This is a genomic window from Deinococcus cellulosilyticus NBRC 106333 = KACC 11606, assembly GCF_007990775.1.
Classification (GTDB): Bacteria; Deinococcota; Deinococci; order Deinococcales; family Deinococcaceae; genus Deinococcus_C; species Deinococcus_C cellulosilyticus.
In genome coordinates, this window is record NZ_BJXB01000020.1 from 79,528 (window position 1) to 104,825 (window position 25,298).

A 25,298-nucleotide genomic window follows, 5' to 3' on the forward strand; every position below is an offset into this window, starting at 1 on the left:
ATGTTGAAAGACAAAAACGGAGTGTTCCTTTTGCTTGAAGACCAGTTCAGTCCGGTAAAAAACACCTTCACCTTGTTGTGACCCTTTCCATCCCAGTGTAGCGCATTATGTTAATAACGTAAACACAACGGGGTGCCCATGTGTCATATCCTGACACTCCTGGATAAATCCACCGCTGTACCAGGCCATACTCCCCTTCCATCACGGTCACAGTCGAAATTGCCAGATCCTCTGGAGACTGGCCTTTCAACCTGGCGTGCACGGTTTCTTCTCATCTGGCCCAGCAGCTCAAAGTATCGGTGTTGAGAAGGTAAATCACAACTGGGGATCCTCCTGCGGTTTCAGATCATCACGGTGCAGTTCAAAGGGCTCCAGCTCCGGATTTCCCTTGAAGTCCAACACTTCCTGCGGCCAGCTCTGCTGATGGAGTTGATCTGGGGAGACCTCTGGAATGGGATAAGCCTGATCTTCATACGCCTGAATGTGGTCTCTGAGCAATAAGAACAGACTCCCCAGCGGATGATCCTGCTGTTCCTGGACCAGCTCCCAAACCCAGGCAAACAGCTGCATGGCGTCTTCATACTGGCCTTCAGTGGTAATGGGCACATGACATCGTGGGCCACCTGGTCAAGGGCCTCCCAAAGCTGGACAATCTCCGGAACATTCAATCTCATACGCATCTCCCATCTGCCATGATCACCTGCAATTGTGCAACAGGCTGCTGCACAATTGTCCTGTCGTCTTCTCAGGTGAGCATCTGCAGCAAATCAAACATGCGCTCCTTGACGTGACACACCTCGCTGGCCCTCAGCAGTTCATCCAGATTGCGGTCTTTCAGGCGCAAGTAATCCCTGAAAGCCTCCTTGATGGTCTGCATGCCGATCTTGTTTCGGTGGCGCAGGATGTCAGCCAGGGTTTTTTCCTTGCTGTACACTGGAAAGCCTTCAGGCCTGATGATCCCATACTGGTGGGTCGAGTCTGCGAAATAGCAGTAACGCACAGGAGGACAGGTGATGCGCGGCGCCCGGCTGTGGTTGGGGATGGCCATCCACACCTGATGGGATCTGACCGTGCTGAGTCCATGGTAGGCCAGGGCAGATTCCATACCCACCACCCCGTGTTTCACCTGGGTACATACTTCCTGCAACTCCTCATTGGGCAAAAAACCGTCTTGAGGATCCGGTAGTAGCCAGGCCGCAGGCGTTTCAGCTCTCCTGCCTGCATTGCCTTCTGAATGTGGCGGTGGTGGTAGCCGAGCTTGGTCAGGGTTTGTCGAGTGACCACTGGTGTGTCATTTTCCTCGGCATACTGCTGAAGGTTCATCAATCAATGGTACAGATTTGCAGGTGTTTTTGAAAAAACACCTGCTTCGTTTTCTGGTCTGTCCTGAATTGGCCAGACCAGGAAAACCAGGTCTGAACCTCTCAGGTCCTGACGCTGACCTGGATGAGATGATCAAAAGGGCCAGATGGAATGTGTCGGCTTCATCCTGAATTTTGCCTCTGGGGCATCTTCTTCAAATTCCATCCAATGATGTTGCAGGCCCCAGGTGAACCTCTGCAGCTCCGCGCAGCTCCATGTTGCGGTCCAGGCTCGCTTCAAGGATCAGCTCAGAAGACAGATCACTGTGCTCTGCATGGATTGTGAATAGCATTTCTCTGCAAAAAGAGCAAGGCTGATGGTGGAATGCTTCTGTCAGCAACTCCAGCATGCCGCGTTCTGGCCATGCCTCCACCAGCCACTGAAGTTTGCGCACAAAATCATGCAGGCTGTGTTCTTCTCCCTGCAAAATGGCCTCTTGCAGGGCTGTCCTCAATACCTCTTCATCACCAGGCCTGAAGGTCTTCATCAGCAGCATGACCCCCTCAAGTCAGTATTTGGGTCTGAGCAAACCTTCCAGAGCCAGTTCATGAATGGCTTCCCCTTCAAACTGGGTCAGGGCCCTCAGCGCATGCTGCTTCACCTGACGGGAGCGGTGGTGCAGCAGGCTGATCAGAAAGTCAGGGCCGAGAGGAAAAGGGCGCAGGTGAAAAACACACAACAGCAGGGCAATTCTGGAGAGGTCGGTTTCCTGCTGCAGGTCCCGGGCCAGCTGAAGCAGGGTTTCCTCGCTGGCATCTTCACCCCGGTAGGAAATCCCATGAAACTGGCCTTCGTTCAGCTTTGCCCAGATGCCCTCGTAAGAAACATCCAGGGGTACAGGGTTGCTGTCTCTGCTGTCCCATTGGGTCTGGGCAGCCCTCGACCCTTGCAAGAACAGTCGGATGCCCGGGTCCTCGAGGGCCCTGCTTTCCAATAAGGTTTCAGTGTCTTCGCCCAGGGACCTGCTGGCCACAAAAAACAATAGATCATTGTCTGAGGCAGCTTGACTCCTCAGCAGTGCAGCACCCACCTGGGAGAGCAGAAGCTTCAGCCCCTGTTCTCCCAGCGCTGCAGCGATGGCTGCAGTCAGGTCTGGCAGGTGATGCCAATGGTGCTGGATCAAAACCGGAACCAGATCGACCAGGGCCTGGCGGGCAGCCCTGTCTCCGTTTTTTCCCAGTTCACCCAGGAGGTCAAACAGTTGCTCGATGGTGAGGAAGTCATCATCTGCTGCAAGTTCATCGTGTAGGGCCGTCATCAGGACAGGGGTCAGGTCATCTTGCAGACCACAAAGCCGGGCGGCTTCCAGCAGGTAAACCACTCCCGTCTCTTCCTGGGAATCCACCCTGTTGGACTTCAACAGTGCCCGCAGGACACTTTCCCGTGCTTCTGGGGAAGGATGGTCACAGAGGTAAATCAGGGCCCGACCCAGCCCCCAGCGAAGGGCTTGCTCAAAAAGATCAAATGTCAAAAGGACTCCTTTGATGCACCTTCTGAAGATGACACACCTGATGGAAATCAGACATGGCCAATTGGCTGACCACCTGCATCAAGATTTGAAGGAAAAAGGATGTACCAGAAGCAAAGCTCCGGATGAAACCAACAAATTCCATCTGGCCCTTTTGTCCTATCATCTCCTACACCGAACACCAGAAGGGCATATAAAATTGCAGGCTCTCATCCACATGGACCGGATAAACTTGACGTATAATGCATACTCGGATATACTTTAGTTATCAGTCGGCCAAAAGGGCCGACTTTTTTGTCTTGCACTGGGATCTTTCAAAGGATCCCGGTGTTTTGTCATCCCAGGGCGAGGTGCTCTTTCAAACGCTCCGAGAGTTCCAGCATCAGGTCATCCGGCAGGTGACTCAACCTGCGCACCACCCTGGAATAATCCACCGCACGGATGAGGGACACCTGGGCTTTGCTGTCCTTATTCAGTCCACTGCGGTTTACAGGCAAGAACAGGTCATGGGGATAAATCTGGGTGATGTTGCTGGTGATGGGCACCACCGTGATCACATGGGCGTTGGCGTTGGCCACATTGTTGGTGACCACCACCGCCGGATGGGTGTAATTGGCTTCATGCTCACGGGCAGGGGCAAAGTGGACGAGCAGGATGTCTCCTCTGCGAATCAACATCACCAGTCTGTCCCGTCCAAGGTTTCCAGACCATCAGCCAGGGTGCCTTCCAACATCAGCGTAGGATTCTTGCTGTGTTCCTCGGCCTCCAGGCGATAACCTTCCGCCAGTTCCTTTTCTCTGAGGGCTTTCAGGGCTTCAAACAGCACTTCACTGCGGCTGGGCAGCTCATGGGTGTGCTGGTACTGCTCCAGGTAATCCATCATGGGACGGGGCAGGCTGACACTGAATTTGATGGCATTTTGTTTTTGTTGCATGGTCATACCTCCAGTATGACTTATGGTAGCACCAAATCATGAGGGACAGTCTGACTTCTTCACAAAATCAATGTTTGAACAGCTTGTGCGACCTTGCTGTTCAAACGATCCAGGGCCCTTCTCAGGTCTCTATATCATGCAGAATCACTTCCAGGTCGTGGAGCAGGGTGGAAAGCAGAGTGTTCTTTCCCCGGATGGGCATTTCACGGGCCACTTCAATCAGGTGGTGGGGCCAATTCCTTTTCAGGTAGTTCTTCAGTCCCTCCAGATAAAGGTCACGTCCAAAACGGGTGTGGTATTTCAGCAGGTCAAGCAGGGTCTTTTCAGGGGTGTAGGTGCGAACCATCCTGGGTGTGCCCTCGATAGGAACGTCGAGTTGACCGTAACTGTGGTGGCTGTTCTGAAAGTAGAACACTTCCACTGGAGGGTACGAGAAGGTGGGAAATTTCTTTTTGTGTGGCACGGCAAACCGCAAGCGGCTCAGGCGGGTGGTGGTGAGCCCATGCAAATCCAGAGCAGAGATCAGGCACAGTCTGGCGTCCTCCACCCGCAACTGGACTTCCAGAATGTCCTCAAAGTTGGTGGGAAAATGATTCACCAGGCGGTACACACCTGGCTGGGGTTGCTCAATGGTTTGCTGATGCAAGAGCCTGCGCAACTGCTGATTGTGAAACCCTGCTGCTCTGGCTTCCTGGGCAGTCAGATACCCCCCAGTGGTCTTGAACAATTGCAAGAGATCCATCCGGCCCCCTTGTTATTACAATACGGCAGTTTCAGAAAACAGCCGTAATAAAGTCACAACATCTGGATGGCCCAGGGCGTTAAAAGTTCCATTTCTCTGGCAGGGGAGCATCACAGACCACACAAAAAGGATCCCGATATTTCATGACATTGGTGCTCTGGCAACGCCTGAACTCAAAAAGGTAAATGTTACAGACTGAGAGATCCACCTGTAGGCTGGACAGCAACACCAGAACCTGTTCCAGACAGCCGACTTCCGGGCAGAAACCCGTGCTCAGGTTGCTGAGGCCGGTGATGTGCATTTCCCTTTTGTGAATTTCAAAAGACATTTCACCTGCTGCAAGCACAGGCCCGCCCTCAGCACAGGCCACATGCTCGGTCTGCCGCTCGGCCATGCGCAGCTCCCCACTGGTCAGAACCACATAGGTGACGGTGTACCCCTCAGACATGGCTTTTTTGTTTTGCGCCCAGTGGTGAAAGCTCTCTGCTGAGACCACCTGCACCAGGTCTCAAGGCAGTTCGAGGGTCAGCAGGTTTCTGGGACCCACGTGGGTGTACAGCTTTTCCACTCTCCCAGCATAAAGAATGAAACAGGCATGCTGTTCTGACGGATGTTTGGAAAAACCAAAGCCAGACACTTGCCACCAGAGAACCCATCTGACTGTTCTGGGTTTTCACAGGTCCAAGGTTCACTCGGACCCAAGGATGGATCCGCCATGATGCTCTATGCTGCACACAAAAAGCCCCATAAACTGAGACCCTATGGGTGGACTTGCTGCAAGTGTGTTTCTCTCCCAGCCTCTGAGCTCCTCTGAAAAAGAACAACTCCGGTCTCTGCAAGGTCAGGTGAAAGAGCAGCTTCCTGAAAACTCCCTTTTTGGGGACCTCTGCACCTCATCGAGGTTCTTTGAACAGGACCAGGTGGGGTATGCTCCTGCCCAACAGAGGCAAAAAATGAACCCCATGGAATTGAGAACCTCCCGTTGGGAGGTGCGTCCACTGGGCCTGGCCCACCTCTCCTCCAGTTTCTTTGATGACCCATCCCTGTTCCCCGAAGGCAGCATCCATTTTGACCACGTCCTGAGCATGCGCAACCTTGAGCATGAATGGCACGAAGCCAAAAGACCTTCCCTCTAAAGTCCTTCAGCCCAGCGGATTTTACTGTTTTCTGCGGAGAATGAGCTTCACATGCGTGTTGTCTCTGACCGTGATGCCGAAGTCCCTGTAGATGACATTTCGCAGGTAAGGCAACACATAATGTTCGTGATGCACGAAATAATACTTGTTGCCCACCACTTCCAGAAGACGCTCATAGGGAAGAGAGAAGTAGTTTTCTCTGTTCTCACGGTCAAAGTTGTCTTCATAGCGGTACTTCAAAAGGTAATGAAGCATGTCCCTGTCTGAATGGATCTCCCCCCAGAAGTCGGTGTATTCCTGAAGGGTTGAGGGGTTTGCTTTGGTTCTGAGGCGCAACAGGTCGTTGATGTCAATCGGGCGGTTTGCTGTGCGCGACAGGCTCATGTCACGAATGAAAATGTATTCCGGGCACTCAGAAAAACCACCCCCAAAGATGATCTTTTCGAATTGCCGCAGATCTGTTCCGTAACTGTAGATCTCGTGCAACACGCTCGATAAGATCACCGCGGTTTTGTCCGTCCCAAAGATGGAAGGAAGGTCTTGCATGTCGCCCACCACACGGACACAGGGGTTGCCCTGGAACCGGTTGTGCAAAATGTCCAGCATTTCTAGGCTGTTGTCCACTGCAAAGTACCTTTTGGTGTTGCCGAATCGGTTGTACAGGAGTTCAATCAAACTTCCATCGGCTGCTCCAAAATCAACAATGTTGTGGACTTCGTTGCAGTAGTCCAGAAAGTAAAGCTTGTCCATCAGACCCTGTTGCATGGCGGCATTGTATTCTTCCAGGATGTTTCCGTTCATAACCCTCTGTCCTCCGTGAGACCCATGTGCCAGAGTTTCGAAATTCCAATCTCAAAGGTGGGTTGCAATTCCATGGGTGGTGCAGGGGTCTGCTGAACGATCCGACTTGCGGTTTCCGTTTTACAGCCAGCTTTTGTGCAGATGAGGCGGCCCCAAAGCAGTTACAAGTGTATAACCTTTTGGCGAACAGAAACATGTCTGAGCATCCAGCCAGAGGCGGCCCTCAGCGTCTCGAACTTCAAGGTCAGGGGTGAAGCACGAATCCACTGGAACGGGAGTTGCACCTGCGACTTTGCACCTGCTGGTCGGTCAAACTGTTCTGGACGGTCCTGTCCGACGGGCATCTGGGACAGGTGACCCTGCCTGCGTTTACCCTGCATCCTGACGGATGCCCTGTGCTTCTGCTCGTTGCCTCAGACAGAATACACCTGAAAACAAAGGGACAAAAGGCAGTTTTATCACTGTTTTAACAATTGAGAATTGTAACATGAGAACAGAAGGGCACATCAGCACAGGAAAGACCGATCTGAACAGAAAGCCGAATGGCTCCTGGCATTCTTTCGCCTCCAGACTCAAAAATTGCAACAGCCTCAACCACCCTGCCTTCTCAAAACATTCAGCACAAGGGGTCAACATGAACCATGCCGCTCACCTTTTGGCGGAAATGAATGCCACCAATGCCATCCGAAAAGCCGAGACACACGAGCAGGCCCTGGTTTTGCTGGCCACACTGCTGGAAGCCGACACCCTCGATGAACAGGAGCAGGAGGTGGCCAGTGATGCCATCAGGTGCCCTGTCCTCCCAGAACAAACAGTTCTTTCCGGCGCTCTGAGGGTTCCAGCATCAGGGTTCAACAGAAACGCCCGTGGTTGCCTGCACAGAGGGTCACCCTTACTGCATTTATCAGTGGAATGAGAGGCTTCTTTTGAAGCCTCTCATTCCAGAATCCCAAACATCTGCTGGCAACCTCTTATTTCTCTGCCAAATGCTCTAAAATGACCAGAACGATTCAAACTTTCCACAGAGGTGCACCCATGACCAGACCCCAGATGACCGACTACCGTTCTTACTACGCCCGTTACGTTGATCTGGTGCCAGAAGAGGATGTGCTCGCCGCCATGCAGCAGCAAGCCGAAGTGACCGCCCGGCAGATCCTGCAGTTTGCAGAGCGGGCCGATCATTCCTACGCACCGGGCAAGTGGACGGTCAAGCAGGTCGTGGGTCACATGACCGACACCGAACGGGTGTTCGGACAACGGGCCCTGTTTTTTGCACGCGGGGACTGTGCCGAACTCCCGTCTTTCGAGCAAGACGACTGGATGGTGGCCTGCGACTTTGAGGTCTGCTCGCTCGAAAGCCTGCTGGCAGAATTTCAGGCGGTAAGAAGGGGACACGAATTGTTTTTTCGCCACCTGCCCCACTCCGCGTGGGAAGGTCGGGGCATCGCTTCTGGCAATCCCTTTACGGTGCGGGCCCTCGCCTACATCATGCTCGGTCACGAACGGGCGCACCTGCAGGTCTTGCAGGAACGCTACAGCTGATCGAGTTGCAGAGCACCAAAGGTTCCTCTGTCCTGAGCAGTGAACAAAAAGGGGGTTCTCTTCAGGAGGGCACAGGTTGCTCGAACAGCCTTACCACAGCAGCCAGGTGTTCACCCCATCCCCGGCACTGTGCTGCAGTGAACACTCCAGCACTTTTGCCCTGGTCGGCAGCTGCACTGCATTTGCCGTGTCCAGCAACTCCTGCAAGTCTTTGACCACCAGAAAGATCGGACACAGGAGCAAATTTCCTTTCAGCCATGAGCTGACCGTTGGCTTTCAGCACCACAAGGGTTCACAGCACCTCCATGACCTGCTGGGCAAGGAGGTGTGGCGGCAGGAAACCCAGCAGTTCGGCGTTGCCGCCCCGGGTGATGGACAGCATTCAGAGGCACCTCATCAAAGGGGTGAAGGGCGAACCTCGCGTCAGCCCGGTTTCACCCGAAAAATCTGCTCTGCCAGCGCCCTGCTCTGGGGGGTTTGCACCACCTCCGGATGCCGGGCCAGCGCAACTTCACGCTGGATCACCGGTCGCACGGGCAGGCTGGCGAGCGCAGCAGTGGAGTGGGGGACCAGCAGTTCAGGCACCAGACTCACCCCGATGTTTTCTTCCACCAGGGCCATCAACGTGGTGATGTCTCGCACCTCGTACACCACATCCAGGGTGAGTCCTTGCTGGCTGAAAGCCTGACGGATCAGGGGCTCACAGCCGAATTTGGAGAGCACGTAGGGGAAAGGGGCTATCTGGGACAGCTGGATTTCGCCCTCGACATCCAGCGGGTGACCGTGGGGAACAATCAACCTCAGCTGGTCCTGAAAGACCGCAGTGAGTTGAAAGTGAGAACGGGTGGGGAGTTCAACGAAGGCCAGATCCACCGTGTGATTTTCCAGCCAGCGTTCCACCTCACTGGCGGTGCCTTCAAAAATGAGCACCTCCACCTGAGGGTGCTGCTGTTTGAGTAGGCTGATTGCCCTGGGCAGGATGCGGCAGGAGGTGCTGGGGAAACTGCCAATTTTGACCTTGCCTGAAACCTCACCTTGCTGCTGGCGGGCCGCAAGTTCGAGTTGCGTGACCCCGTGGGCAATGCTGCGAAAGTATGGCAGCAGGGCCTCTCCCTGGGGGGTGAGGCGCACCCCGGAGCGGTCCCGCTGCAAGAGTCGCACCCCAAGGTGTTTTTCCAGCCTGGAGAGGCTGTGGCTGACCGAGGACTGGGCCACATTCAACCGGAAAGCCGCCTCGGTGAAACTTCCTGTGTCCAGCACCATCAAAAAGGCCTGCACCTGTGAAAACAGCATATATCGGAATTGTACATGTTTCAATTCGATTTATCTATTTGATTCATGAAAGCCCCTGATTTATCCTGTTGGGGAAAGAAACGACTGCCCAGCGGGTTTCTTTCTGCAGGCCCATCTGTGTTCAGATTCGCATGTCTGACCCTGACCTGCCCGCCCCTCAAACCCCCATTCCATCCTGTCAGGAAGCAGCGTCACTGCCGCCCCCTGTCGTGCACCTGTGCCATTCGGCATGCTGCTGGCCAGGTCAGAAAGGACCCCATGCCTTACGTGAAAATAGAGATCACCCGGGAGAACAACACCCGGGAGCAAAAACTGCTCCTGATTGCAGCAGTGACCCAGGCCCTGCAGGACATCCTGGGCAAGGACCCTGCCACCACCTTCGTCACCATTGATGAAATTGACACCGACAACTGGGGCATCGGGGGCGAACTTGTGACCGACCTGCGCCAGCGAAAAAACCATGACTGACGTTCTGCAAAGCAAGGACCTCCAGATGATCGAACAGCTCATTCAGGTGTATTTTGACGGTCTTTACACCTCTGACCCCCAGAAACTTTCACGGGTCTTCCATCCCCAGGCCCACTACATCACCCCATCTCAGGGAGACTTCTTGCAGCTCAGCCTGCAAGCGTACCTGCAGCGGGTGTCCCAGCGCACCTCGCTGGAAGGCAGCGGATTCATTCGCACCGACCACATTGAACAGATTGAACTGCTCACTGAGGACACCGCCCTGGCCGTGGTGAAGTGCTCCCTCCCTGGACGCCATTTCACAGACCTGCTGGCCCTGGTGAAAACTGAAGGACGCTGGACCATCGTCTCCAAAGTGTTCCACTGGGAGCCCCTCCCGGATTCAGAAAGGATGACCCCATGAAAACCCTCATTCTCTATGCCCATCCCTTTGAAACCAGTTTCAACCACGCTGTGCTGGAGGTGGTGAAAGGGACTTTGAAATCCCATCAGGCAGAGGTGGTGGTGCGTCCCCTTTACCAGTTGAACTTCCAGCCCATTGCCAGCCCCACCGATTTTGAAGCGCTCACGGCAGGAGAAACCAGAGCAGATGTCAGGGAGGAACAGGACTGGGTGCAGTGGGCAGATGGCATCATCCTGATTTATCCGGTGTGGTGGACGGGCATGCCGGCCATCCTGAAAGGTTATTTTGACCGGGTGTTCACGCCAGGGTTTGCCTACCGCTATGAGGATGGCATCAAACACCGTCTGCTGCAGGGCAAACAGGGGCTGATTTTCAGCACCACCGGAGCCACCCGTGAAGCCTGCGAAAAAGGCATGTTTGAAGCCATGAACCGCACGGTGGATGAAGGCATCTTTCAGTTTTCTGGCATTGCAGTCAGGGGCCACCACTACATGAGCAACCTACCCGGCAGCACAGCAGAGGAGCGTGAGAAGATGCTGCTGGAAGTTGAGCAGAAAGTGACAGAACTGTTTTATCCGTCTGTCGTGTCCAGATCAAAAGGGCTCACAGCTTCAGGCTGCTTCTGAAAGTTCAGCACAGGACTTGATGCTGATCGGGAGGGCAGAAAAGACAGGCTTTCGCAGACGAAATCAGGGATGCAAGGCTGACCTGAACGGTTCATACACCGAGTTCACCATCACTGGGTCTGGAGCGTGATTCGCACACACGCACCAGACGAACTGTTGAACAGTTCAATCTGTCCTCCGTGGGCCTCAATGAGTGACTTTGAGAGGGCCATTCCCAGCCCACTGCCTCCACTTTGCCTTCCCCGGTCAGGGCTGCGGTAAAAGCGTTCAAAGGCCCTCTCCAGGGCTTCGGGGGTGAATCCGGGACCAGAATCCGCCATTTCGAGGATCAGTTTTTGTCTGTCTTCCACAAGCTGGATGTGGATGTGTCCATGGGGTGGGGTGTGCCGCAATGCATTGCCCAGGACGTTGCCCAGCACCTGATACAGACGCTCTGGGTCTCCGTTCACCCGAACAGGCTCAAGAGGCAGGTCCAGCTGCAACCCGATGTGCTTCTCTTCGGCTTTTGCCGTGAAATCTCCCGCAACCCGCTTCAGCAAGTCCTGCATTACCAAATGTTGCTGCTCGAGCCGCAACGCTCCGGCCTCGGCCAGAGAGAGCACCTGCAAGTCTTCAATGAGTTTGCCCAGCAGGTCTGCGTGGCCCAGCAGTTTCTCGAACTCCACAGGACCCGCCGCCAGAACCCCGTCCCTGACCCCCTCAAGCCGTCCTCGCAGCACCGTCACCGGGGTGCGAAGTTCGTGGGCGATGGCGGCAAGGCTGTAGCGCCGTTCCTGCTCAAGTCGCTCAAGAGACGCCGCCATCTGGTTGAAGTCTTTGAGCAGCAGTGCGGTTTCATCTCCGCGGCGCTCAAGGCTTTTGTCCATGGGAACCCGGGCCGAGAAATCGCCTCTGGTCAGCAGGTGTGCAGCCCTGGACAGCTGGGTGAGGGGGCGCGCAAAGCGGCGTGACGACCACCAGGCCAGCAGAAAAGGCAACAACACGGTCACAGCAAGCAGGATCAGAAAGAACTCGCCTTCATCACCCCGGGTGAGTCTCCATTCCAGCACGGCCTCGGCCCGGGTTCCAGCTTCCTGAACAACTTTCTCTAACTGCTCAGCGGGAATCCCAAACCGCTGAGACAGGATTTCGGTGCTGTGCTGGTACATGCTCTTGAAATATGCCTCGGTGATGATGGCAAGCACCAGAAAAACCATGAAGGCGGTGAAAAGGACCACACCCCACAGGGTCAGGGTCAACTCGGCCTGAATCGAGGGCCAGACCCTTTGCTTTGAAGACGCTGGTCCTCGAGCTCCGGCTCCAGGCCCCTTCAGTCGAGCCATAAACGAAACCCCACCCCGCGCACCGTCTCAATGACCTGGGGCATGCCCGCCTGTTCGAGTTTCTTGCGCAGGTTTCCCAGGTGGGTGTCCATCACCCGCTCGAGCGCGTCGGAATCGGGCAGGGCGACTTCCAGCAGTTCGGCCCGGGAAAACGTGCGGTTGGGGTGACGCAGCAGGTGCTCCAGAATCCGGTATTCGGTCAGGGTGGTGTCCAGCCGCACCCCTGAAACCCGGACCCGCACCGCCACCGGGTCCAGTTCGAGCTCGCCAAAGCGCAAGGGACGGGTGCTGGTTTGCATTCCCGCCCGGCGCAGCACCGCCTTGACCCGGGCCACCACCTCGAGCGGCGAGAACGGTTTGACCACGTAATCGTCTGCACCCAGTTTGAGTCCGAGCAGTTTGTCCAGGTCCTCGGCCCTGGCCGTCACCAGGATGATGGGGGTCTGGGCGGTTTCCCGGATTTTTCTGAGCACCTCAAAACCATCGATTCCGGGCAGATTGACGTCGAGCAGCACCAGATCGGGGCGGGCCGCATGATGCAAACGCACTGCACCCGGGCCGTCCGCTGCCCGCTCGGTCCGAAAGTGTTCGCGCCGCAAGTACGCCTCAAGCAAGTCGGCAATGTCAGGCTCGTCCTCGACGATCAAAACCAGAGGGTTGGCATTCACAGTTTTCAGTATATTTGCTCTTCACAAGATGGCTTCAAGAAACCGTCAAGAAATCTTGAAGCCAAAACGGTGCAAATCTTGTGGTTTTCTCGAAGGCATCTTGAAGGTCAAGCAGCAAACTTGGAATCAGCAGGCCAGCCAGCCACCGCTGGTGCGCGGACTGGCCCGGCAACCGAAAGAAGGAGCAGAACATGACACGACATGGCCCCATCAACAGCCCTTTTCAGGACGCACAACTTCCTGTTCAGGTCAGGATCGCAGCAGCCTGGACCAGCTTCATGCTCATTTACATCTACGTCGACATCCTGAACTTCTACAAACCTGGCGTCATCAACGGCATCCTGGCGGGCCGCATCTGGGAGTTCGACATCGGTTCGACCTTGCTGACCCTTTTCCTCGGGTCCGTGTCGATCCCGGCCATGATGGTCTGGCTCTCCATGACCCTGCCCGTACGGGTGAACCGCTTCACGAACCTCATTGTGGCAACGCTCCTCATCCCCTATTCGATCTTCAACGCAGCAGGCGAGTTCTGGGACTGGGCCCCCTTCTACGGCCTTTCCATCGGGCTTGAATTGCTGCTTCTGGCCTTCATCCTGCGCTCCGCCTGGACCTGGCCCCGCACCCACTTCGACGCTGCCATCGCCACATCCGACCGACTTCGACAGTAAACTGACCTCACGCACAGGCAGATCCACCGTGACGCCTTGCTCTTGAGTCTCCCCTGTTGATCGTTGAAGATGGACCATCAGAGACCCTCCAGGGTCAGCAGCACAGGGTCAATCAGCAAGGACACAGATCGTGGAGGTTGAACAGCAGATGATAACCTTGAATTGTGACAAAACAGGCCACACCTTCGGCATGAAGGGTCTGGGAAACCAGGTCCAGCAGGAGGGCCAGAATGTCTGACTGGGTGGGCACCTGGATGACCGCCCATGCGTTTGGATGGTCAGACACTGGACTTGAGGACCAGACCCTGCGCCTGGTGGTGCGGGTCACCCTGGGCGGTGAAAAACTCAGGCTCATTTTCAGCAACCGTTTTGGAAACACTCCCCTGAATATCGGCAGGGTGCAGGTTGCCCTGTCCCTTTCAGGTGCGGATCTGGTTCCCGGCAGCAGCCAGCAGGTGACGTTCCAGGGTGGGTTTCAGGCAGAAGTGCCTGCTGGAAGCATCCTGAAGAGTGACCCGCTGGATTTCCCTGTGGCTGCCCTCACCGAACTGGCTGTGAGCATTCACCTGCCTGGACCGGTGGGAAAAATCGACACCCATGGGGACGCCCACCGGGAACAGTACGTGTCCGTTGCGGGAGATCACACGGCAGCAGAGGTGTTCCCCACGGGTCGCACCGTTGGAAACTGGCACCTGCTCTCTGGAGTTGAGGTGTGGAGTGCAGGTGCTGCAGTGGTGGCTTTCGGAGACTCCATCACCGATGGCAGTTGCACCGACCCTGGCAGTTATGGACGCTGGACGGATGTGCTGGCAGAAACATTCATCTCTGCGGGCCTCCCTTTCGATCCTGAATGCAGGCATCAGTGGCAACCGCATTCTGCACGACAACCCCGAGTGGTTTGGTCGGCGGGCCAAGGTGCGCATGGACTGGGATGTGCTGGAACAGCGGGGGGTCAGCCATGTGATCTGGCTGGAAGGCATCAACGACCTCATGCACCCCGGTGCGTTTGCTCCAGTGTCAGAAACGGTGACCGCACAGCAGATCATCGGTGCTTTCACTGAAGGCATCGCCAGATTTCACCAGCACGGCATCCAGGTGGCCCTGGGGACGATTTTGCCTTTCAAGGGCTGGGTGGCTTACAGCGAGGAGGCCGAAAACAAACGCCAGCAGATCAACCACTGGATTCGCACCTCAGGGGTGCCAGACCACGTTCTGGATTTTGACCGGATGGTCCAGGACCCCTCGGACCCACAGAAAGTGCTGGAGGTGTATGACATCGGGGACCACCTGCACCCCAACAACAGGGGGTTTTTGAAGATGGCAGAGGGCATCGACCTGGGGTTTTTCACCCAGGTGGCAGCAGATCTGGCCTGAAGCGGGAAATCCACTGACCTCCAACCTCTCTGGAGGCCAGCGGTTGCTCCCCATTGAGGTGGTGTTCCCGCACCAACTTCGTTCTACACTGGCTTCATGGAACTCACTTTCCTGGGCACAGCAGCAGACTCCGCCTACCCCCTGCCTTTCTGTGGCTGTCCCACCTGTCAGCACGCCCGAGCCAGGGGGGGCAAGAACATCCGGCGACGGTCCAGCGTGATGGTCAACCGGGACCTGCTGATTGATCTGGGACCCGACAGCATCCAGGCCATGCTGACCTCTGGTTTTGACCCCAGTCAGGTCCGCTTTCTTCTGCAAACCCACCCGCACCACGATCACTTCGATCCGAACCATCTGATCACCCGCATCCCGGACTACGGCGGCATCTGCCTGGCCCCCCTGACTCTGGTGGCCTCCCCCGGGACGCTCCAGCGCATGACCACCATGATGCAAGCCACCGGTTTTGAAGGGGACCTGCTGCAGGCAGAAACCCAGCACCTGCTCAGCCTCCAGGTGCAACCCATCCAGGCGGGCGGGTCAAGAACCCTCGGGGGATACCACATCACCGCTTTTCAGGCCAACCACGACCATGGGGCAGAATCGCTCATCTACGCGGTGCAGTCCAGGGGTCGCGCCCTGCTGTACGCAACGGACACCGACACCCTGCTGGAACCCACACTGGGTCAGCTTTCCGCAAGCGGCCTTCGGTTCGCGGTGGTGGTGCTGGACCACACCTACGGTCCGGGTTGCGATGGAGGGGGTCACCTCAATGCAGACAGGTTCCGGGACACGGTGGCCTGGCTCCGGGGCGCGGACCTGCTTGAGGAAGACGCCAGGATCTACGCCACCCACCTGTCACACGAAGGAAACCCTGAGCATGAGGAACTGGAAAGGGATGCCCACCAGCACGGTTACCTGATCCCCTGGGATGGCCTGACCCTCCAGGTGTGACCTCTTGCCTCACCCAGGGCAACCAGACCTCAGAACCAAACCCGAGTGCACCCGAAAAGGGTGCAGGTGGTTTCCACCTCAGCCCGATGTCACAGCATGGGCATTTCTTGTGTCCCTCTCTGGGAAGAAACCCCCGGGCCAGAGTCTGAATTGATTCCAGCATAGCACGGCCCGAAAAATTCTGATGGATGGCGTCCCACATTCGTTTTTTGGCGTTTGCCTCATACTGGTTTTTCTCAGGAGGCACCCATGACCGATGAACACCTGCGGGCCATCACCACCCCCATCCAGGACGCCATGAGCGAAAACCGGCTGGTTTTTTGTTTCTACCACCACCCTTCGGACATCGAAAGGGTGTGCAGGGCTGAAGGTTCTGGGCTCCAGATGCCAGAGCCGTGCACGGTGGAGTCTTTTGCCTTGCAGGTCACGGTTCCCGAACGGGTGCCCCACCTGCATTTCTCCTTCAGCCATGAAAGGCCCCTGGAACTGTTCTGTGTGCAACTGGACGCCCACCTGAGTTGGATGAAGCGGCACTGGCCCAGGGTAGAATTGCCTTTTCGTCGTCCGGTGGTGTGGCTGCATGAATCGGCGTTTTTGCTGCTGTTCCGGATGCGGTGGCGCATGGACCTCAGAGGCGCCCTGGCCGTGCATGTGAAAGAAGGGGTGTGTTTGCCTGCAGAAGACTACCTGTACGTGCAGGACAAGTCCATGGGTCGCAGACCCCGTTTTCCTGATGAGCTGTGGATGCCTGAACTCCTTGATCTTGGCCGCAGGCAACTCGGGCAGGACCTTCCTCCCCTCACCCGGGCTTACCTGGCACAGCGCCAGTGGACCTGGGAGGATGATCCCCGGCAGCAGGCTGAACTGTGGCTGGAGGCTTTTCAGGCTTACGGGCAGTGGCAGGACACGGGCAATGCTGCTGTTCGGAAATGGTGGCGTTCCATTCTGGCAGGTGCACACGATTACGCTTTGCTGACGCTGGATGATGCCACTGAAGTGGCTCGAACCATTTACACGGCCCTCCTGGAGGGACCAGCCCGAAACCCTGCAAAAGCCTTTGCTCTGGTGGTCAGCCTTCTGGAGCAGGCAAAGGCCAGTGGCAGAGAAAAGGAGGTGTTGCCGTTTTATTTTGACCTGATGGAGTGGGCGTCCCGACAACCCCATCCTGAACCTGCCAGGGTCGAAAACCCTGACGATGAGGACGATATTGAACCCATCAAAGACGACTTGACGGCAGGCATGGAGCAACTGTTTCTGCAGGCTGCTCCCCTGCTGGAAGAACAGCACCTGCTGGAACATGCCCGGAGGGTGGAGGGCTGGATTGATGCTGCTCTGCTTCAGGGAAACCGTCCGGTCAAGGCCAGAAGGCAGCGGCACATCCAGAGGACCCTGCAGCTTGGATCAGCAGTGCTGAAAGGGCTGATCCACCTGGGTTCCCACAAACAGGTGCAGCAGGGACAGCAGCTGATCGACTTTGCCCGCACCCACAATGCCCAGGACCGCCTGCTCTCCCGGCTGGAGGAGGATGGGGTTCCCCTGCTGGAATCCTGGTCCGGAGAGAAAAACCTCCCCCTGGTGCTGCTGACCGAAGCCATTGAACAGCTGAAAGCAGAATTGGAAGGGCCATTCAGAAACTTCCACCTGTCCCAGCTGGGTCGACTGTACGAAAAGCGGGCCAGTCACCAGCCCAGCAGGGACCTCAGGCACTTTGATCTGAGAGAGGCCATCGGGTGCGCCTGGGAAGAACAGCACAGCAGAGACCACCGGGACCAACAGCACCTGGGGGGTGGACTCCGGGGCTGGAAGAACATCCGGGTGGCCCGCTTTCACTTTGAACTCGGGGAACTCCGGGACGCCCTGTTCCTGGTGAACATCGGCATTCAGGAGATGTGGGTGATTTCGCAGAGTTACGACCATGGACCCGAAGGCATGAAAGAGCACCTGAGAGAGCACCTGCATTTCCGGCTGCAAATCGTGCAGAAGTTGCTGGAAGAGAACCCGGCAGACCAGACGGACCTCGAAAGAATCGTGCGGGACTCCCATCAGATTCTGGACTGGCTGGACCACCATGAGATGGTGCGGGACCTGGGGTATTAAGCAGGTTCAACCGCTGTGGTCCCGAAACTTCCCCCGCGCCTGGCTCATCCACACTCACCCAGGTGAGGCAGGGTGAATGTTAGCATCGTGGAAAGGAAACCCTGCCCATGACCGATTCTGTCACCGAGTCCCTGCTCACCCAGCTGCAAAAACAGCCCCGGGATGAAACCCTGCTGGAACTCCTGATTCCGCGTTTGCTGGGCCAGGGAGAAGCCGAAATGGCCTTGCAGCAGGCCCAGGAGTGGCTGAGGTTTCAACCCACCAGTCCACGCGCCCTGGGTTATGCCCTGCAGGCCTGTGAGATGCTGGGAGACACGGAAACCGCCCAGAGCTACCAGACCCTGATCAGCGCCCTGGACCGTTACCTTTCTCCCCCTTACCACGGAGCACCCCAGTTTCTGGACATGGTGCCGAGACGCCAAAAGGCCCTGAAGAACACCCTTCCCCAGCCTGAAGAGCCCCCTGAGAAGAAGTGAGGGTGGTTCCCGGGACATCGGGGGACCTGATGGCTTTTGGCCTTTCCTGTCCTCTTCCCAGTCCGATCCTTCAGGAGGGATGGCTGCTTCCACCCGGAGGCCCAGCATGAAGATTGTTTGCATCTCGGACACCCACAACCAGCATGACCTGTTGAAACTGCCCTCTGGGGACGTGCTGATCCACGCCGGTGATTTTTCGATGCGGGGCCATGTGGCCGAAACCCAGGCCTTTCTGACCTGGTTTGCTGCACAACCCCACCCGCACAAAATCTTCATTGCAGGCAACCATGATTTCATCTTTGAGAAACGCCCCCAAAAAGCCCGGGCCATGGTGCCGGATGGCGTGGTCTACCTGGAGGATGAAGGGGTCACGCTTGACGGGGTGAAATTCTGGGGTTCACCCATCACCCCGACGTTTTTTGACTGGGCCTTCAACCGGGGTCCGGCCACCATTGGCAGCTACTGGGACCTCATCCCGGCAGACACCGATGTGCTGATCACCCATGGTCCACCCTTTGGGGTTCTGGATCAGGTGTTGCCAGAGGGCAAACACGTCGGTTGTCCAAAGTTACTGACGACACTGGACCACTGTCTCCGCCTGAAACTGCATGTCTTCGGGCACATTCACGAAGGCTACGGTCAGGTGACTGAAGATGGGCGGATTTCCGTCAACGCCTCATTCCTGGACCAGGAATACCGGCCTGTAAACCGGCCTGTGGTGGTTGAGCTGCAATAGGCTGCATGGCATCTGGGATGCAAAGTGCATGGTGAGATGAGGCAGCAAAGTCCGGGCAGGCCCTGGTGGTCGATGGGCAACATGACACGATCTGCAGCAACCCCTCCCCTTTCCCTCAAATTTCTGATCCTTCTGACCCTTACAATCAACCCATGAACTTCAAGCAATGGCTGGGTCTGGAGCCCGAGCACACCTTTTATGAATCGTTCACTGTTCATGCTGCGATTGCTGGCATCAAGCCCGATGGGGAGATTTTTGCCAACTGGTGCAATGATCCTGGCAAAACCGTCTTCATGATTGAACTCAGACGGCTGCCTGCCATGCCGTCCCGGCTGATCTATCTGCACCACAGTGGCGTGGAACTGCTGGATGTGGTCCAGGCTTATGAATTCAAAGATGGACTCCTCACCCTGGTATACCGGGAGACCATGACCCGGCTGGTGCGGGCAAAAGGGTGCAAGGTGTTCATCGACAACCCGCACGTGGACCTCCAGGACATTGAGCGGGTGCTCAGGGTGATGTTTGCCGAGGTCAGGCCTGATTTTTCTGGGCTTCCTGCCTTTGATCCCGGTGGGCAACCCTGAAGAACATGCAGACAGAGGTCAAATCCCTCAAGCCACAGGAGGATCAGTGCAGCGCCAGTTCAAAACACAGAAGCCTTGAGAAAGGTGTGCAGGCGGGCAAGGTTCTCCGCAGAGAACACAATGTCGAGGTCGCCACTGAAGGTGGGGAACCTCATCCTGACCTGCTGGGCTTGCATCATGGCCTGGCGGGCTTCATTGGTGTACGCATACACGCCCACCGAACCTTTGGGGCCTGACATCCCGTCTTTGAAGACAAAGAGGCTGTAGTCACCATCCAGGGAAGCCAGAAACCTTTTGCCATCCACCCAGATTTCTGCAGGCCCAAGGATCACCCTGGCATGTGGTCCCTGGTAAACCATCACGAATACATTCGGGGTGAAGCCGTGATTTTTGAAGTTGATTTCCACCTGGGTGCCAGGAGGTGAGATCACAAAGTTGTTTTGCATCTCCCCATCTTTCAACATGAATGCCGCACTGGAGGGGGTCTGGGAGGTGGCGGGAGAACACCCCATCAGGATCATGAGGCAGCAGACAGCAAGCAGGGTTTTCACAGGTCCATGTTAACAAAAGGGCGGCTGAGGCCTGCTGGTTCTGTCCAATGTGAGAAACCAGAACCTGCAGCTTTGAAGTGAATGTGGCAACCCTAACACCTGAGCTTGAGGTGGACCTGGCTGCACAGCCATTCTGCTGTCCCTGGAAGAGCTGGCCCTGTCTTCACAGTCACCAGGCCTTTCAACTGGACTGGCATGTTACTGAAACAGATTTCTTTGCAGCCCTATGGGTGAAAGAATGACACCATGCCTTTTGCCCGAATGCCATTGACGATTTTGAAATCCCCCTGGATGCTTGCTCCGGTGGTGGTGGGTTTGATGTTTGTGGGACAGGCCCAGCACAAAACCCTTCCAGTGAAAGTGCCTGTGCCCATCAAAACCCTGCACTTCTCCTCTCAGTTTCGACCTTCTCAGGACAACCGGGCCACTTACCATGTGGACATCAGCGCAGATGGCGGAACCATGGCTGTGGGGTTCGGAAACCAGTTCCTGTCGGTGGATCTTGATGCAGGCAAACCCCTTTTCCGTCAAGAATTGCCCACGCTTAAAGGTTCGGATCTGGAATTCTACTGGTTTGCTTTTTCTCCAGACAGCCGCAGGCTGGCCCTGGCAGCAAAAGGAGGGAAAGTGCTGTTTCTGGCCCCCAGAACTGGAAAGACCTTGCAAAGCCTGCAGACCAGTGGTGAACTGGTGCACTTCTGGTTCAGCCCGGACTCAAGGTTTCTCTGCACGATGGGTGCCCTCGGTGAGGCAGAGATCTGGGACCTGCACACCTTCAAGAAACTTCGCACGCTGCAGGAAGACCAGGTGCCCTGGACCCTCACTGCAAACAGCCAGCAGGTGCTGACCGCTGACCTGAAAGGGCATTTGCGCCTTGTTTCCGTGACCACAGGCAAAAGTTCACCCTTCCTGAACCTGACAGACCCGGCCATTCTTTACCAGGTCAGTCCGGATGGCAAAAAACTGGCCACTGCAGATGTGAAGATGCCTCAGGGGACCCTGATGAAAGTGGCCCCCATGAGCTTTGTTTCGGTGTGGGACACCCGAACCCAAAAACGCCTGGCGCAGTTCGCTTTGACTGGTGAAGGGAGAATCAGCCGCCTCATGTTTGCAGATGGGGGGAAGACACTGGTGGCAGGCACCCAGAGGGGTTCCATTGTGGTGTGGAATGTGCTGAAGAAAAAAACACTGCAGCACTTTCAGGCCCACCAGGGAGAGATCATTGACCTGGAATTGCATCAGGATCGGCTGTACTCGGCGGCAGGACTGGGTGAGGTCAAAATCTGGGATTTCTCGCAGATCAGAAGCCCCTGAAGCAGGCAACCCGGGGACACCGTGGGTGGTTTGGCACAGCCTGACCTTGCTGAATCGGGGCCTTCAGGTCACCCGGAGACCTGAGCAGGTCCCAATCCCTGTTCCTCTCTGGTTCCTGAAAACTGCACGCTGGTCCTCCTGCTCCCTTTAACGGCTGCGCTTCTTCACAAACCGCAGTGCAAAAAGCACCAGCAGAATCCCTGCAGCAATCAAAGGAGGCGTGTGGTCTTCTTTCACCGACCACCAGTAATGCAAGACCCCCAGAGCGCCCACCAGGTACGTCAGGCGGTGCAGCCTCTGCCAGCGCACGAAACCCATCTTGCGCACGCTGTCTTTCCGGCTGGTCAGCACCAGGGGGATCAGGAGCAAGAAAGCGGTCAGGCCCACGGTGATGTACGGGCGCTTGAGGGCATCTTGCAGGAAATCCAGCAGACCTGGACCCCGGTCAAGCAGGTAAATCCCCAGGTGAATCAGGGCGTACAGCGCTCCGGTGAGGCCCAGTGTTTTGCGCACCCGCGCAGGCCACAGCAGGCGGGTGCCCAGACGTGACGCCAGGAGTCTCAGTGGGGTGCAGGCCAGGGACAGCAGGATGAGCGTCAGGGACAGCAGTCCGGTTTGCTGCTCGGCGCGCTGCAGGGGGTTGGCACCCAGTTGACCTGTGAAGGCGTCATACACCATCACTGGCAAGGGCAGGAGGGCCCCGATGGTGGCAGAAGGGGCCACCCAGGCGTTCGCGGCAATGGTTTTGCTGCTCGTTTTGCCCTGGGTTTGCTGCTGGATGGGTGAATTCAGAAGTACCTCCTGAGGTCCATGCCCTTGTACAGGTGGGCCACCTCCTCGGCGTAACCGTTGAAGGGCAAAGTTGGTCTGCGGGAGAGTTCCCCGATGCGGCGCTCGGTGGCCTGGCTCCAGCGGGGGTGGTCCACTTCGGGGTTCACGTTGGCATAAAAACCGTATTCGTGGGGAGCGATCAGGCTCCAGGTGGTGGCGGGTTGTTTGTCGGTCAGGGTGATGCGGGTGATGGCCTTGATGTTCTTGAACCCGTACTTCCACGGCACCACCAGCCTGAGGGGCGCACCGTTCTGGTTGGGCAGGATCTTGCCGTCCAGACCCACCGCCAGCAGGGTGAGGGGGTGCATGGCTTCATCCAGCCTGAGGCCCTCCACGTAAGGCCAGTCCAGGATGCCCGCCTTGACCCCGGGCATCTGTTTGGGGTCGGCCAGTGCAGTGAATTTCACGTAGCGGGCTTTGGAGGTGGGCTCAATTCGCCTCAGCAGGGCCGCCAGAGGGAAACCCATCCAGGGGATCACCAGGCTCCAGCCTTCCACGCAACGCATGCGGTACAGGCGGTCTTCGAGGGGAAACCAGCCTTGCAGGGTGTCGATGTCCACGGTCTGGGGTTTTTTGACCATGCCGTCAATCACCACCGACCACGGGCGGGTCTTGAGTCTGCCTGCATTGCGGGCCGGGTCCGACTTGCCGGTGCCAAATTCGTAGTAGTTGTTGTACCCGGTGATGTCCTCGATGGCACTCACCGGTTCTCTGGTGTCGTAGGGCCCCTGATAGATCTTCCTGGGAAGTGCACAGGTGGGGGCCGCAGCAGCCACAACGCCCGGGCGGCGGGTCAGGAGTTCCAGACCGGTGGCCAGACCCAGAGCGCCAACGGTGGTGAGCACCCCCTGCCTGAGGATTTCACGACGGGTCTTCAACAGGCTGGATGGATTTTTATTGGGGTCATCAGGGTTCATGGGTCCTCCGTAAGGGGCAAGTCTCCCCTGACACTGGTACGAAGCAGGGCACCCGTAAAGTTCATTTCTGGCACTGCACAGGCAGGAAGGGTCTGTGGGGGTGCAGGTCTCCTTCTGGTCATTTTAAGTTGCGGGGCTTGCAAAGAAAGGGTGATTTTAAAGAAATCTGGTTCACCGCTACAGTTTGGAAGAGGCAGCTAAACGCAACAAGACCGAATGGTGAAGACACCCTGGCTGTGTCAGACAGCAGACACGTCCGTGGAACCGATGGGGCAAGAAAATCTGGGCTTTTGACCATTCGATTTGAAGCAGAGACGCACCAGAAGTTGCCTCCACCCCAAGGGTTAACCACCCGGCAAGGTCCCACCCTCTACTTCCACTTCTTGACCTGCACTTCCTTATCTTCCACCCACCCCCAGGCCGCATCGGGAATGCCCTGTGAAGCTGACGCAACAGGGTTCTGACGGGTGGCACCTCCTGCAACCACATTGAGATCCATGGGGGGGTCACAAGGGGTGTCTGACCTCTGCATGACAGGCCGCCTCCACCCAGCACGGTCATGAAAATGCAGCACAAATGTCGTCAAAAGGTCACCCTTCCCCCCTAAATTGGTGGGCGTGAAAAGGACGCTGACCCGTTCACGGCAGAAACCCGCAGGTCCTTCACACAACCCCTTCTTGCTGATGGCCCTGGCAAGAAGCACAAAGGAGCACCGCATGAAAAACCTCAAAGTCCTCTCGCTTTCTTTTCTCCTGACTGTCCCTGCCGCTCTGGCGCAGACTGCACCCGGCAATCCAGAGGTGATCTCCCCTGTTCAGGATGGGGTCCTGCTGCCCGAGACGGGTGCTCAGGCGGCCCGTGAGGCAGGTCGTTTTGTGTACGACAAACCCACCCCCGAGAACACCATTTTCCTGTTCATTGACCATCAGGTGGGCCTGGTGTCTGGCATCCGCGATTTCACCTCACTGGCGGAGTACAGGAACAACGTGGTGGGGCTTGCAAAGATCGCCAAAGCCCTGAACATTCCGGTGCTCCTCACCAGCAGCAACGCCCAGTGGCAAAACGGCGACACCCTGCCAGAACTCCGCCAGATCTTTCCGAACGAGACGATCTACCGCCGCACGGGCATCATCAATGCCTATGAGGACCCCACCTTCAGAAAAGCCCTGCAGGACATGGTGCAGAAAACCGGACGCAGGCACATCGTGATTTCCGGGGTGACATTGGGAACCTGCGTGTCTTTCCCGACCCTTTCCATGCTGCAAGACGGTTACCGGGTGTATCCGGTGGTGGACGCCTCGGGCGCCTGGAGCCGTTATGAAGCGGAAGTGGCCATGCAGCGCATGACCCGTGCGGGTGCAGAACTGCACAGTGTTTTCGCGCTGGGGGCTGAGTTGCAGGCCGACTGGAAGAAGCCCTCTGCCACGGCCATGCTGGCCCCTTTCCGGGAGAACCTCCCCGAGTATGGTCTGGTTCTGGACAACTTCTGGAACAATTACGGCCAGAAGGTGGTTCCCGACCCGTTCAAGCCCTGAGGGTTGTTGCTCTTCAGGCACTGGATTTTCCAGTGCCTGTTCTTTTTCCAGCCTGTTGAGAAAGCATCTGCATGGATGGGCGAGGGGTTGGAGGACGCACCCTGGGATGCCGCTCTGGGGTGAATTCGATGGTCAAGCTTCCGGCCCTGCTCGACATCCCCCAGGGGGGATCGAAGGCAAACCAGATTCAATTGCTTCTTTTGATCAAAACATTAGGGGTTCTGCAAAGATTTATGTTGACAAATGCCCCACAAAGAATCAAACTGAGTTTATAATCCCCCCTAGGGGGATAGGGAGACAGTATGAACCACACGCACCACCACCATGCTGACGGCCACCACCCTGTTGTCCTTGAAGTCTTCCTTCATGACCTCCAGCACCCGGAAATCAAATCTCACCTGGAGCACGTCCCCGGAGTGCAACACGTGCACCTGGATCAGGAGCGTGGGGTGGCCCACATCACCCTGGAAGCACATGCCAGCGAAGCAGAATTCAGGCG

The 25,298-nt window shown here is 56.6% G+C and carries 35 protein-coding genes; 16 read left to right on the forward strand and 19 right to left on the reverse strand.

The window, feature by feature from the left end; translation table 11 throughout:
• Nucleotides 1-315: 315 nt before the first annotated feature.
• The 9 genes from DC3_RS19785 to DC3_RS19825 all read right to left on the reverse strand — a co-directional run bounded on the left by DC3_RS19785 (nt 316) and on the right by DC3_RS19825 (nt 4,954).
• On the reverse strand, nt 316-606 hold the full coding sequence (locus DC3_RS19785) for a hypothetical protein (protein ID WP_146887429.1): 291 nt from the start codon (nt 604-606) through the stop codon (nt 316-318).
• A gap of 139 nt (nt 607-745) precedes the next feature.
• Nucleotides 746-1,105 carry a type IV toxin-antitoxin system AbiEi family antitoxin domain-containing protein gene (locus DC3_RS19790; protein ID WP_146887431.1) on the reverse strand — a complete coding sequence of 120 codons (360 nt, stop codon included), beginning with the start codon at nt 1,103-1,105 and terminating at the stop codon, nt 746-748.
• Nucleotides 1,106-1,122: 17 nt separating this feature from the next.
• A complete protein-coding gene (locus DC3_RS30145) occupies nt 1,123-1,323 on the reverse strand; it encodes a type IV toxin-antitoxin system AbiEi family antitoxin domain-containing protein (protein WP_146887433.1) in 201 nt (66 codons plus the stop codon).
• A 193-nt stretch (nt 1,324-1,516) separates the two neighbouring features.
• On the reverse strand, nt 1,517-1,711 hold the full coding sequence (locus tag DC3_RS19800; protein WP_146887435.1) for a hypothetical protein: 195 nt from the start codon (nt 1,709-1,711) through the stop codon (nt 1,517-1,519).
• Nucleotides 1,712-1,870: 159 nt separating this feature from the next.
• Nucleotides 1,871-2,833: a hypothetical protein gene (locus DC3_RS19805; RefSeq protein WP_146887437.1), complete on the reverse strand. Its 963-nt coding sequence runs from the start codon at nt 2,831-2,833 to the stop codon at nt 1,871-1,873.
• Nucleotides 2,834-3,165: 332 nt separating this feature from the next.
• Nucleotides 3,166-3,507 carry a type II toxin-antitoxin system PemK/MazF family toxin gene (locus DC3_RS19810; RefSeq protein WP_146887439.1) on the reverse strand — a complete coding sequence of 114 codons (342 nt, stop codon included), beginning with the start codon at nt 3,505-3,507 and terminating at the stop codon, nt 3,166-3,168.
• Nucleotides 3,507-3,764, reverse strand: a complete 258-nt coding sequence (locus DC3_RS19815; RefSeq protein WP_146887441.1) for a ribbon-helix-helix domain-containing protein — start codon at nt 3,762-3,764, stop codon at nt 3,507-3,509. The genes DC3_RS19810 and DC3_RS19815 overlap by 1 nt, the downstream gene beginning before the upstream one ends.
• A 121-nt stretch (nt 3,765-3,885) precedes the next feature.
• Nucleotides 3,886-4,506 (reverse strand): type IV toxin-antitoxin system AbiEi family antitoxin domain-containing protein, encoded by a 621-nt coding sequence (locus DC3_RS19820; protein WP_146887443.1) that lies wholly within the window; start codon nt 4,504-4,506, stop codon nt 3,886-3,888.
• Nucleotides 4,507-4,585: 79 nt separating this feature from the next.
• Nucleotides 4,586-4,954: a hypothetical protein gene (locus DC3_RS19825; RefSeq protein ID WP_146887445.1), complete on the reverse strand. Its 369-nt coding sequence runs from the start codon at nt 4,952-4,954 to the stop codon at nt 4,586-4,588.
• 514 nt (nt 4,955-5,468) lie between these two features.
• Between DC3_RS19825 and DC3_RS29275 the strand changes: the two genes are divergently transcribed.
• Entirely contained in the window at nt 5,469-5,642 is a 174-nt protein-coding gene (locus DC3_RS29275) for a hypothetical protein (RefSeq protein ID WP_186816144.1), read from the forward strand.
• A gap of 21 nt (nt 5,643-5,663) precedes the next feature.
• Here DC3_RS29275 and DC3_RS19830 read toward each other — a convergent pair whose 3' ends face one another.
• The gene (locus DC3_RS19830) at nt 5,664-6,443 is read right to left on the reverse strand and encodes a class I SAM-dependent methyltransferase (RefSeq protein WP_146887447.1); all 780 of its coding nucleotides are present in this window, start codon (nt 6,441-6,443) and stop codon (nt 5,664-5,666) included.
• A gap of 634 nt (nt 6,444-7,077) precedes the next feature.
• Between DC3_RS19830 and DC3_RS19835 the strand changes: the two genes are divergently transcribed.
• Together DC3_RS19835 and DC3_RS19840 are read left to right on the forward strand one after the other, a co-directional pair.
• On the forward strand, nt 7,078-7,359 hold the full coding sequence (locus DC3_RS19835) for a hypothetical protein (RefSeq protein WP_146887449.1): 282 nt from the start codon (nt 7,078-7,080) through the stop codon (nt 7,357-7,359).
• Nucleotides 7,360-7,478: 119 nt separating this feature from the next.
• Nucleotides 7,479-7,985, forward strand: a complete 507-nt coding sequence (locus tag DC3_RS19840; protein ID WP_186816145.1) for a DinB family protein — start codon at nt 7,479-7,481, stop codon at nt 7,983-7,985.
• Nucleotides 7,986-8,075: 90 nt separating this feature from the next.
• Here DC3_RS19840 and DC3_RS29280 read toward each other — a convergent pair whose 3' ends face one another.
• Together DC3_RS29280 and DC3_RS19845 are read right to left on the reverse strand one after the other, a co-directional pair.
• Nucleotides 8,076-8,228: a hypothetical protein gene (locus tag DC3_RS29280; RefSeq protein WP_186816146.1), complete on the reverse strand. Its 153-nt coding sequence runs from the start codon at nt 8,226-8,228 to the stop codon at nt 8,076-8,078.
• A gap of 180 nt (nt 8,229-8,408) precedes the next feature.
• Nucleotides 8,409-9,278, reverse strand: a complete 870-nt coding sequence (locus DC3_RS19845) for a LysR family transcriptional regulator (protein ID WP_146887453.1) — start codon at nt 9,276-9,278, stop codon at nt 8,409-8,411.
• Nucleotides 9,279-9,536: 258 nt separating this feature from the next.
• Here DC3_RS19845 and DC3_RS19850 point away from each other — a divergent pair, with 258 nt between their 5' ends.
• From DC3_RS19850 to DC3_RS19860, 3 genes are read left to right on the forward strand one after another with little or no spacing between them, the layout of a single operon-like run.
• Nucleotides 9,537-9,746, forward strand: coding sequence for a tautomerase family protein (locus DC3_RS19850; protein WP_146887455.1), 210 nt, complete (start codon nt 9,537-9,539; stop codon nt 9,744-9,746).
• Nucleotides 9,739-10,149, forward strand: coding sequence for a nuclear transport factor 2 family protein (locus DC3_RS19855; protein WP_146887456.1), 411 nt, complete (start codon nt 9,739-9,741; stop codon nt 10,147-10,149). Before DC3_RS19850 ends, DC3_RS19855 begins: the two co-directional genes overlap by 8 nt.
• On the forward strand, nt 10,146-10,775 hold the full coding sequence (locus DC3_RS19860; RefSeq protein WP_146887458.1) for an NAD(P)H-dependent oxidoreductase: 630 nt from the start codon (nt 10,146-10,148) through the stop codon (nt 10,773-10,775). Before DC3_RS19855 ends, DC3_RS19860 begins: the two co-directional genes overlap by 4 nt.
• A gap of 110 nt (nt 10,776-10,885) precedes the next feature.
• Here the strand turns inward: DC3_RS19860 and DC3_RS19865 are convergent, their stop codons facing one another.
• On the reverse strand, nt 10,886-12,097 hold the full coding sequence (locus DC3_RS19865; protein ID WP_146887460.1) for an ATP-binding protein: 1,212 nt from the start codon (nt 12,095-12,097) through the stop codon (nt 10,886-10,888).
• Nucleotides 12,085-12,765, reverse strand: a complete 681-nt coding sequence (locus DC3_RS19870; protein ID WP_246130753.1) for a response regulator — start codon at nt 12,763-12,765, stop codon at nt 12,085-12,087. The genes DC3_RS19865 and DC3_RS19870 overlap by 13 nt, the downstream gene beginning before the upstream one ends.
• A 191-nt stretch (nt 12,766-12,956) precedes the next feature.
• On the opposite strand from DC3_RS19870, the gene DC3_RS19875 reads away from it, so the two are divergent.
• Entirely contained in the window at nt 12,957-13,433 is a 477-nt protein-coding gene (locus tag DC3_RS19875; protein ID WP_146887462.1) for a DUF6326 family protein, read from the forward strand.
• Nucleotides 13,434-13,852: 419 nt separating this feature from the next.
• On the opposite strand, the gene DC3_RS19880 is transcribed toward DC3_RS19875, so the two are convergent.
• On the reverse strand, nt 13,853-14,032 hold the full coding sequence (locus tag DC3_RS19880; RefSeq protein WP_146887463.1) for a hypothetical protein: 180 nt from the start codon (nt 14,030-14,032) through the stop codon (nt 13,853-13,855).
• A 160-nt stretch (nt 14,033-14,192) separates the two neighbouring features.
• Between DC3_RS19880 and DC3_RS19885 the strand changes: the two genes are divergently transcribed.
• From DC3_RS19885 to DC3_RS19910, 6 genes are all read left to right on the forward strand, one after another.
• Nucleotides 14,193-14,807 (forward strand): GDSL-type esterase/lipase family protein, encoded by a 615-nt coding sequence (locus DC3_RS19885; RefSeq protein WP_186816147.1) that lies wholly within the window; start codon nt 14,193-14,195, stop codon nt 14,805-14,807.
• Between the two features lie 96 nt (nt 14,808-14,903).
• A complete protein-coding gene (locus tag DC3_RS19890) occupies nt 14,904-15,758 on the forward strand; it encodes an MBL fold metallo-hydrolase (RefSeq protein ID WP_146887467.1) in 855 nt (284 codons plus the stop codon).
• A 249-nt stretch (nt 15,759-16,007) separates the two neighbouring features.
• The gene (locus tag DC3_RS19895; protein ID WP_146887469.1) at nt 16,008-17,855 is read left to right on the forward strand and encodes a hypothetical protein; all 1,848 of its coding nucleotides are present in this window, start codon (nt 16,008-16,010) and stop codon (nt 17,853-17,855) included.
• A 107-nt stretch (nt 17,856-17,962) separates the two neighbouring features.
• On the forward strand, nt 17,963-18,331 hold the full coding sequence (locus tag DC3_RS19900; protein WP_146887471.1) for a hypothetical protein: 369 nt from the start codon (nt 17,963-17,965) through the stop codon (nt 18,329-18,331).
• A gap of 106 nt (nt 18,332-18,437) precedes the next feature.
• Nucleotides 18,438-19,067 (forward strand): metallophosphatase domain-containing protein, encoded by a 630-nt coding sequence (locus DC3_RS19905; protein ID WP_146887473.1) that lies wholly within the window; start codon nt 18,438-18,440, stop codon nt 19,065-19,067.
• Nucleotides 19,068-19,219: 152 nt separating this feature from the next.
• Nucleotides 19,220-19,651: a hypothetical protein gene (locus DC3_RS19910; RefSeq protein WP_146887475.1), complete on the forward strand. Its 432-nt coding sequence runs from the start codon at nt 19,220-19,222 to the stop codon at nt 19,649-19,651.
• Between the two features lie 59 nt (nt 19,652-19,710).
• Here DC3_RS19910 and DC3_RS19915 read toward each other — a convergent pair whose 3' ends face one another.
• On the reverse strand, nt 19,711-20,202 hold the full coding sequence (locus tag DC3_RS19915; protein ID WP_146887477.1) for a hypothetical protein: 492 nt from the start codon (nt 20,200-20,202) through the stop codon (nt 19,711-19,713).
• Between the two features lie 246 nt (nt 20,203-20,448).
• Between DC3_RS19915 and DC3_RS19920 the strand changes: the two genes are divergently transcribed.
• Nucleotides 20,449-21,516 (forward strand): WD40 repeat domain-containing protein, encoded by a 1,068-nt coding sequence (locus tag DC3_RS19920; RefSeq protein ID WP_146887479.1) that lies wholly within the window; start codon nt 20,449-20,451, stop codon nt 21,514-21,516.
• 147 nt (nt 21,517-21,663) lie between these two features.
• Here DC3_RS19920 and DC3_RS19925 read toward each other — a convergent pair whose 3' ends face one another.
• The 3 genes from DC3_RS19925 to DC3_RS30010 form a co-directional block, all read right to left on the reverse strand.
• Nucleotides 21,664-22,239: a protein-methionine-sulfoxide reductase heme-binding subunit MsrQ gene (locus tag DC3_RS19925; protein WP_246130754.1), complete on the reverse strand. Its 576-nt coding sequence runs from the start codon at nt 22,237-22,239 to the stop codon at nt 21,664-21,666.
• A gap of 65 nt (nt 22,240-22,304) precedes the next feature.
• Entirely contained in the window at nt 22,305-23,264 is a 960-nt protein-coding gene (gene msrP, locus DC3_RS19930; RefSeq protein WP_146887480.1) for a protein-methionine-sulfoxide reductase catalytic subunit MsrP, read from the reverse strand.
• 370 nt (nt 23,265-23,634) lie between these two features.
• Entirely contained in the window at nt 23,635-23,763 is a 129-nt protein-coding gene (locus tag DC3_RS30010) for a hypothetical protein (protein WP_281292557.1), read from the reverse strand.
• A gap of 217 nt (nt 23,764-23,980) precedes the next feature.
• Here DC3_RS30010 and DC3_RS19935 point away from each other — a divergent pair, with 217 nt between their 5' ends.
• The gene (locus tag DC3_RS19935) at nt 23,981-24,799 is read left to right on the forward strand and encodes an isochorismatase family protein (RefSeq protein WP_146887482.1); all 819 of its coding nucleotides are present in this window, start codon (nt 23,981-23,983) and stop codon (nt 24,797-24,799) included.
• 302 nt (nt 24,800-25,101) lie between these two features.
• Nucleotides 25,102-25,298 (forward strand): hypothetical protein (locus tag DC3_RS19940; RefSeq protein WP_146887484.1); only part of this gene is annotated, 197 nt, incomplete at its 3' end.

Excerpts from the sequence above, each read along its gene's own strand:
- DC3_RS19790 (WP_146887431.1), bottom strand. The coding sequence starts at position 1,105 with ATGGAATCTGCCCTGGCCTACCATGGACTCAGCACGGTCAGATCCCAT.
- DC3_RS30145 (WP_146887433.1), bottom strand. The coding sequence starts at position 1,323 with ATGAACCTTCAGCAGTATGCCGAGGAAAATGACACACCAGTGGTCACT.
- DC3_RS19800 (WP_146887435.1), bottom strand. The coding sequence starts at position 1,711 with ATGCTGGAGTTGCTGACAGAAGCATTCCACCATCAGCCTTGCTCTTTT.
- DC3_RS19810 (WP_146887439.1), bottom strand. The coding sequence starts at position 3,507 with ATGTTGATTCGCAGAGGAGACATCCTGCTCGTCCACTTTGCCCCTGCC.
- DC3_RS19815 (WP_146887441.1), bottom strand. The coding sequence starts at position 3,764 with ATGCAACAAAAACAAAATGCCATCAAATTCAGTGTCAGCCTGCCCCGT.
- DC3_RS19820 (WP_146887443.1), bottom strand. The coding sequence starts at position 4,506 with ATGGATCTCTTGCAATTGTTCAAGACCACTGGGGGGTATCTGACTGCC.
- DC3_RS19825 (WP_146887445.1), bottom strand. The coding sequence starts at position 4,954 with ATGTCTGAGGGGTACACCGTCACCTATGTGGTTCTGACCAGTGGGGAG.
- DC3_RS29275 (WP_186816144.1), top strand. The coding sequence starts at position 5,469 with ATGGAATTGAGAACCTCCCGTTGGGAGGTGCGTCCACTGGGCCTGGCC.
- DC3_RS19830 (WP_146887447.1), bottom strand. The coding sequence starts at position 6,443 with ATGAACGGAAACATCCTGGAAGAATACAATGCCGCCATGCAACAGGGT.
- DC3_RS19835 (WP_146887449.1), top strand. The coding sequence starts at position 7,078 with ATGAACCATGCCGCTCACCTTTTGGCGGAAATGAATGCCACCAATGCC.
- DC3_RS19840 (WP_186816145.1), top strand. The coding sequence starts at position 7,479 with ATGACCAGACCCCAGATGACCGACTACCGTTCTTACTACGCCCGTTAC.
- DC3_RS19845 (WP_146887453.1), bottom strand. The coding sequence starts at position 9,278 with ATGCTGTTTTCACAGGTGCAGGCCTTTTTGATGGTGCTGGACACAGGA.
- DC3_RS19850 (WP_146887455.1), top strand. The coding sequence starts at position 9,537 with ATGCCTTACGTGAAAATAGAGATCACCCGGGAGAACAACACCCGGGAG.
- DC3_RS19855 (WP_146887456.1), top strand. The coding sequence starts at position 9,739 with ATGACTGACGTTCTGCAAAGCAAGGACCTCCAGATGATCGAACAGCTC.
- DC3_RS19860 (WP_146887458.1), top strand. The coding sequence starts at position 10,146 with ATGAAAACCCTCATTCTCTATGCCCATCCCTTTGAAACCAGTTTCAAC.
- DC3_RS19865 (WP_146887460.1), bottom strand. The coding sequence starts at position 12,097 with ATGGCTCGACTGAAGGGGCCTGGAGCCGGAGCTCGAGGACCAGCGTCT.
- DC3_RS19875 (WP_146887462.1), top strand. The coding sequence starts at position 12,957 with ATGACACGACATGGCCCCATCAACAGCCCTTTTCAGGACGCACAACTT.
- DC3_RS19880 (WP_146887463.1), bottom strand. The coding sequence starts at position 14,032 with ATGGGTGTCGATTTTTCCCACCGGTCCAGGCAGGTGAATGCTCACAGC.
- DC3_RS19885 (WP_186816147.1), top strand. The coding sequence starts at position 14,193 with ATGGCAGTTGCACCGACCCTGGCAGTTATGGACGCTGGACGGATGTGC.
- DC3_RS19890 (WP_146887467.1), top strand. The coding sequence starts at position 14,904 with ATGGAACTCACTTTCCTGGGCACAGCAGCAGACTCCGCCTACCCCCTG.
- DC3_RS19895 (WP_146887469.1), top strand. The coding sequence starts at position 16,008 with ATGACCGATGAACACCTGCGGGCCATCACCACCCCCATCCAGGACGCC.
- DC3_RS19900 (WP_146887471.1), top strand. The coding sequence starts at position 17,963 with ATGACCGATTCTGTCACCGAGTCCCTGCTCACCCAGCTGCAAAAACAG.
- DC3_RS19905 (WP_146887473.1), top strand. The coding sequence starts at position 18,438 with ATGAAGATTGTTTGCATCTCGGACACCCACAACCAGCATGACCTGTTG.
- DC3_RS19910 (WP_146887475.1), top strand. The coding sequence starts at position 19,220 with ATGAACTTCAAGCAATGGCTGGGTCTGGAGCCCGAGCACACCTTTTAT.
- DC3_RS19920 (WP_146887479.1), top strand. The coding sequence starts at position 20,449 with ATGCCTTTTGCCCGAATGCCATTGACGATTTTGAAATCCCCCTGGATG.
- msrP (WP_146887480.1), bottom strand. The coding sequence starts at position 23,264 with ATGAACCCTGATGACCCCAATAAAAATCCATCCAGCCTGTTGAAGACC.
- DC3_RS30010 (WP_281292557.1), bottom strand. The coding sequence starts at position 23,763 with ATGGATCTCAATGTGGTTGCAGGAGGTGCCACCCGTCAGAACCCTGTT.
- DC3_RS19935 (WP_146887482.1), top strand. The coding sequence starts at position 23,981 with ATGAAAAACCTCAAAGTCCTCTCGCTTTCTTTTCTCCTGACTGTCCCT.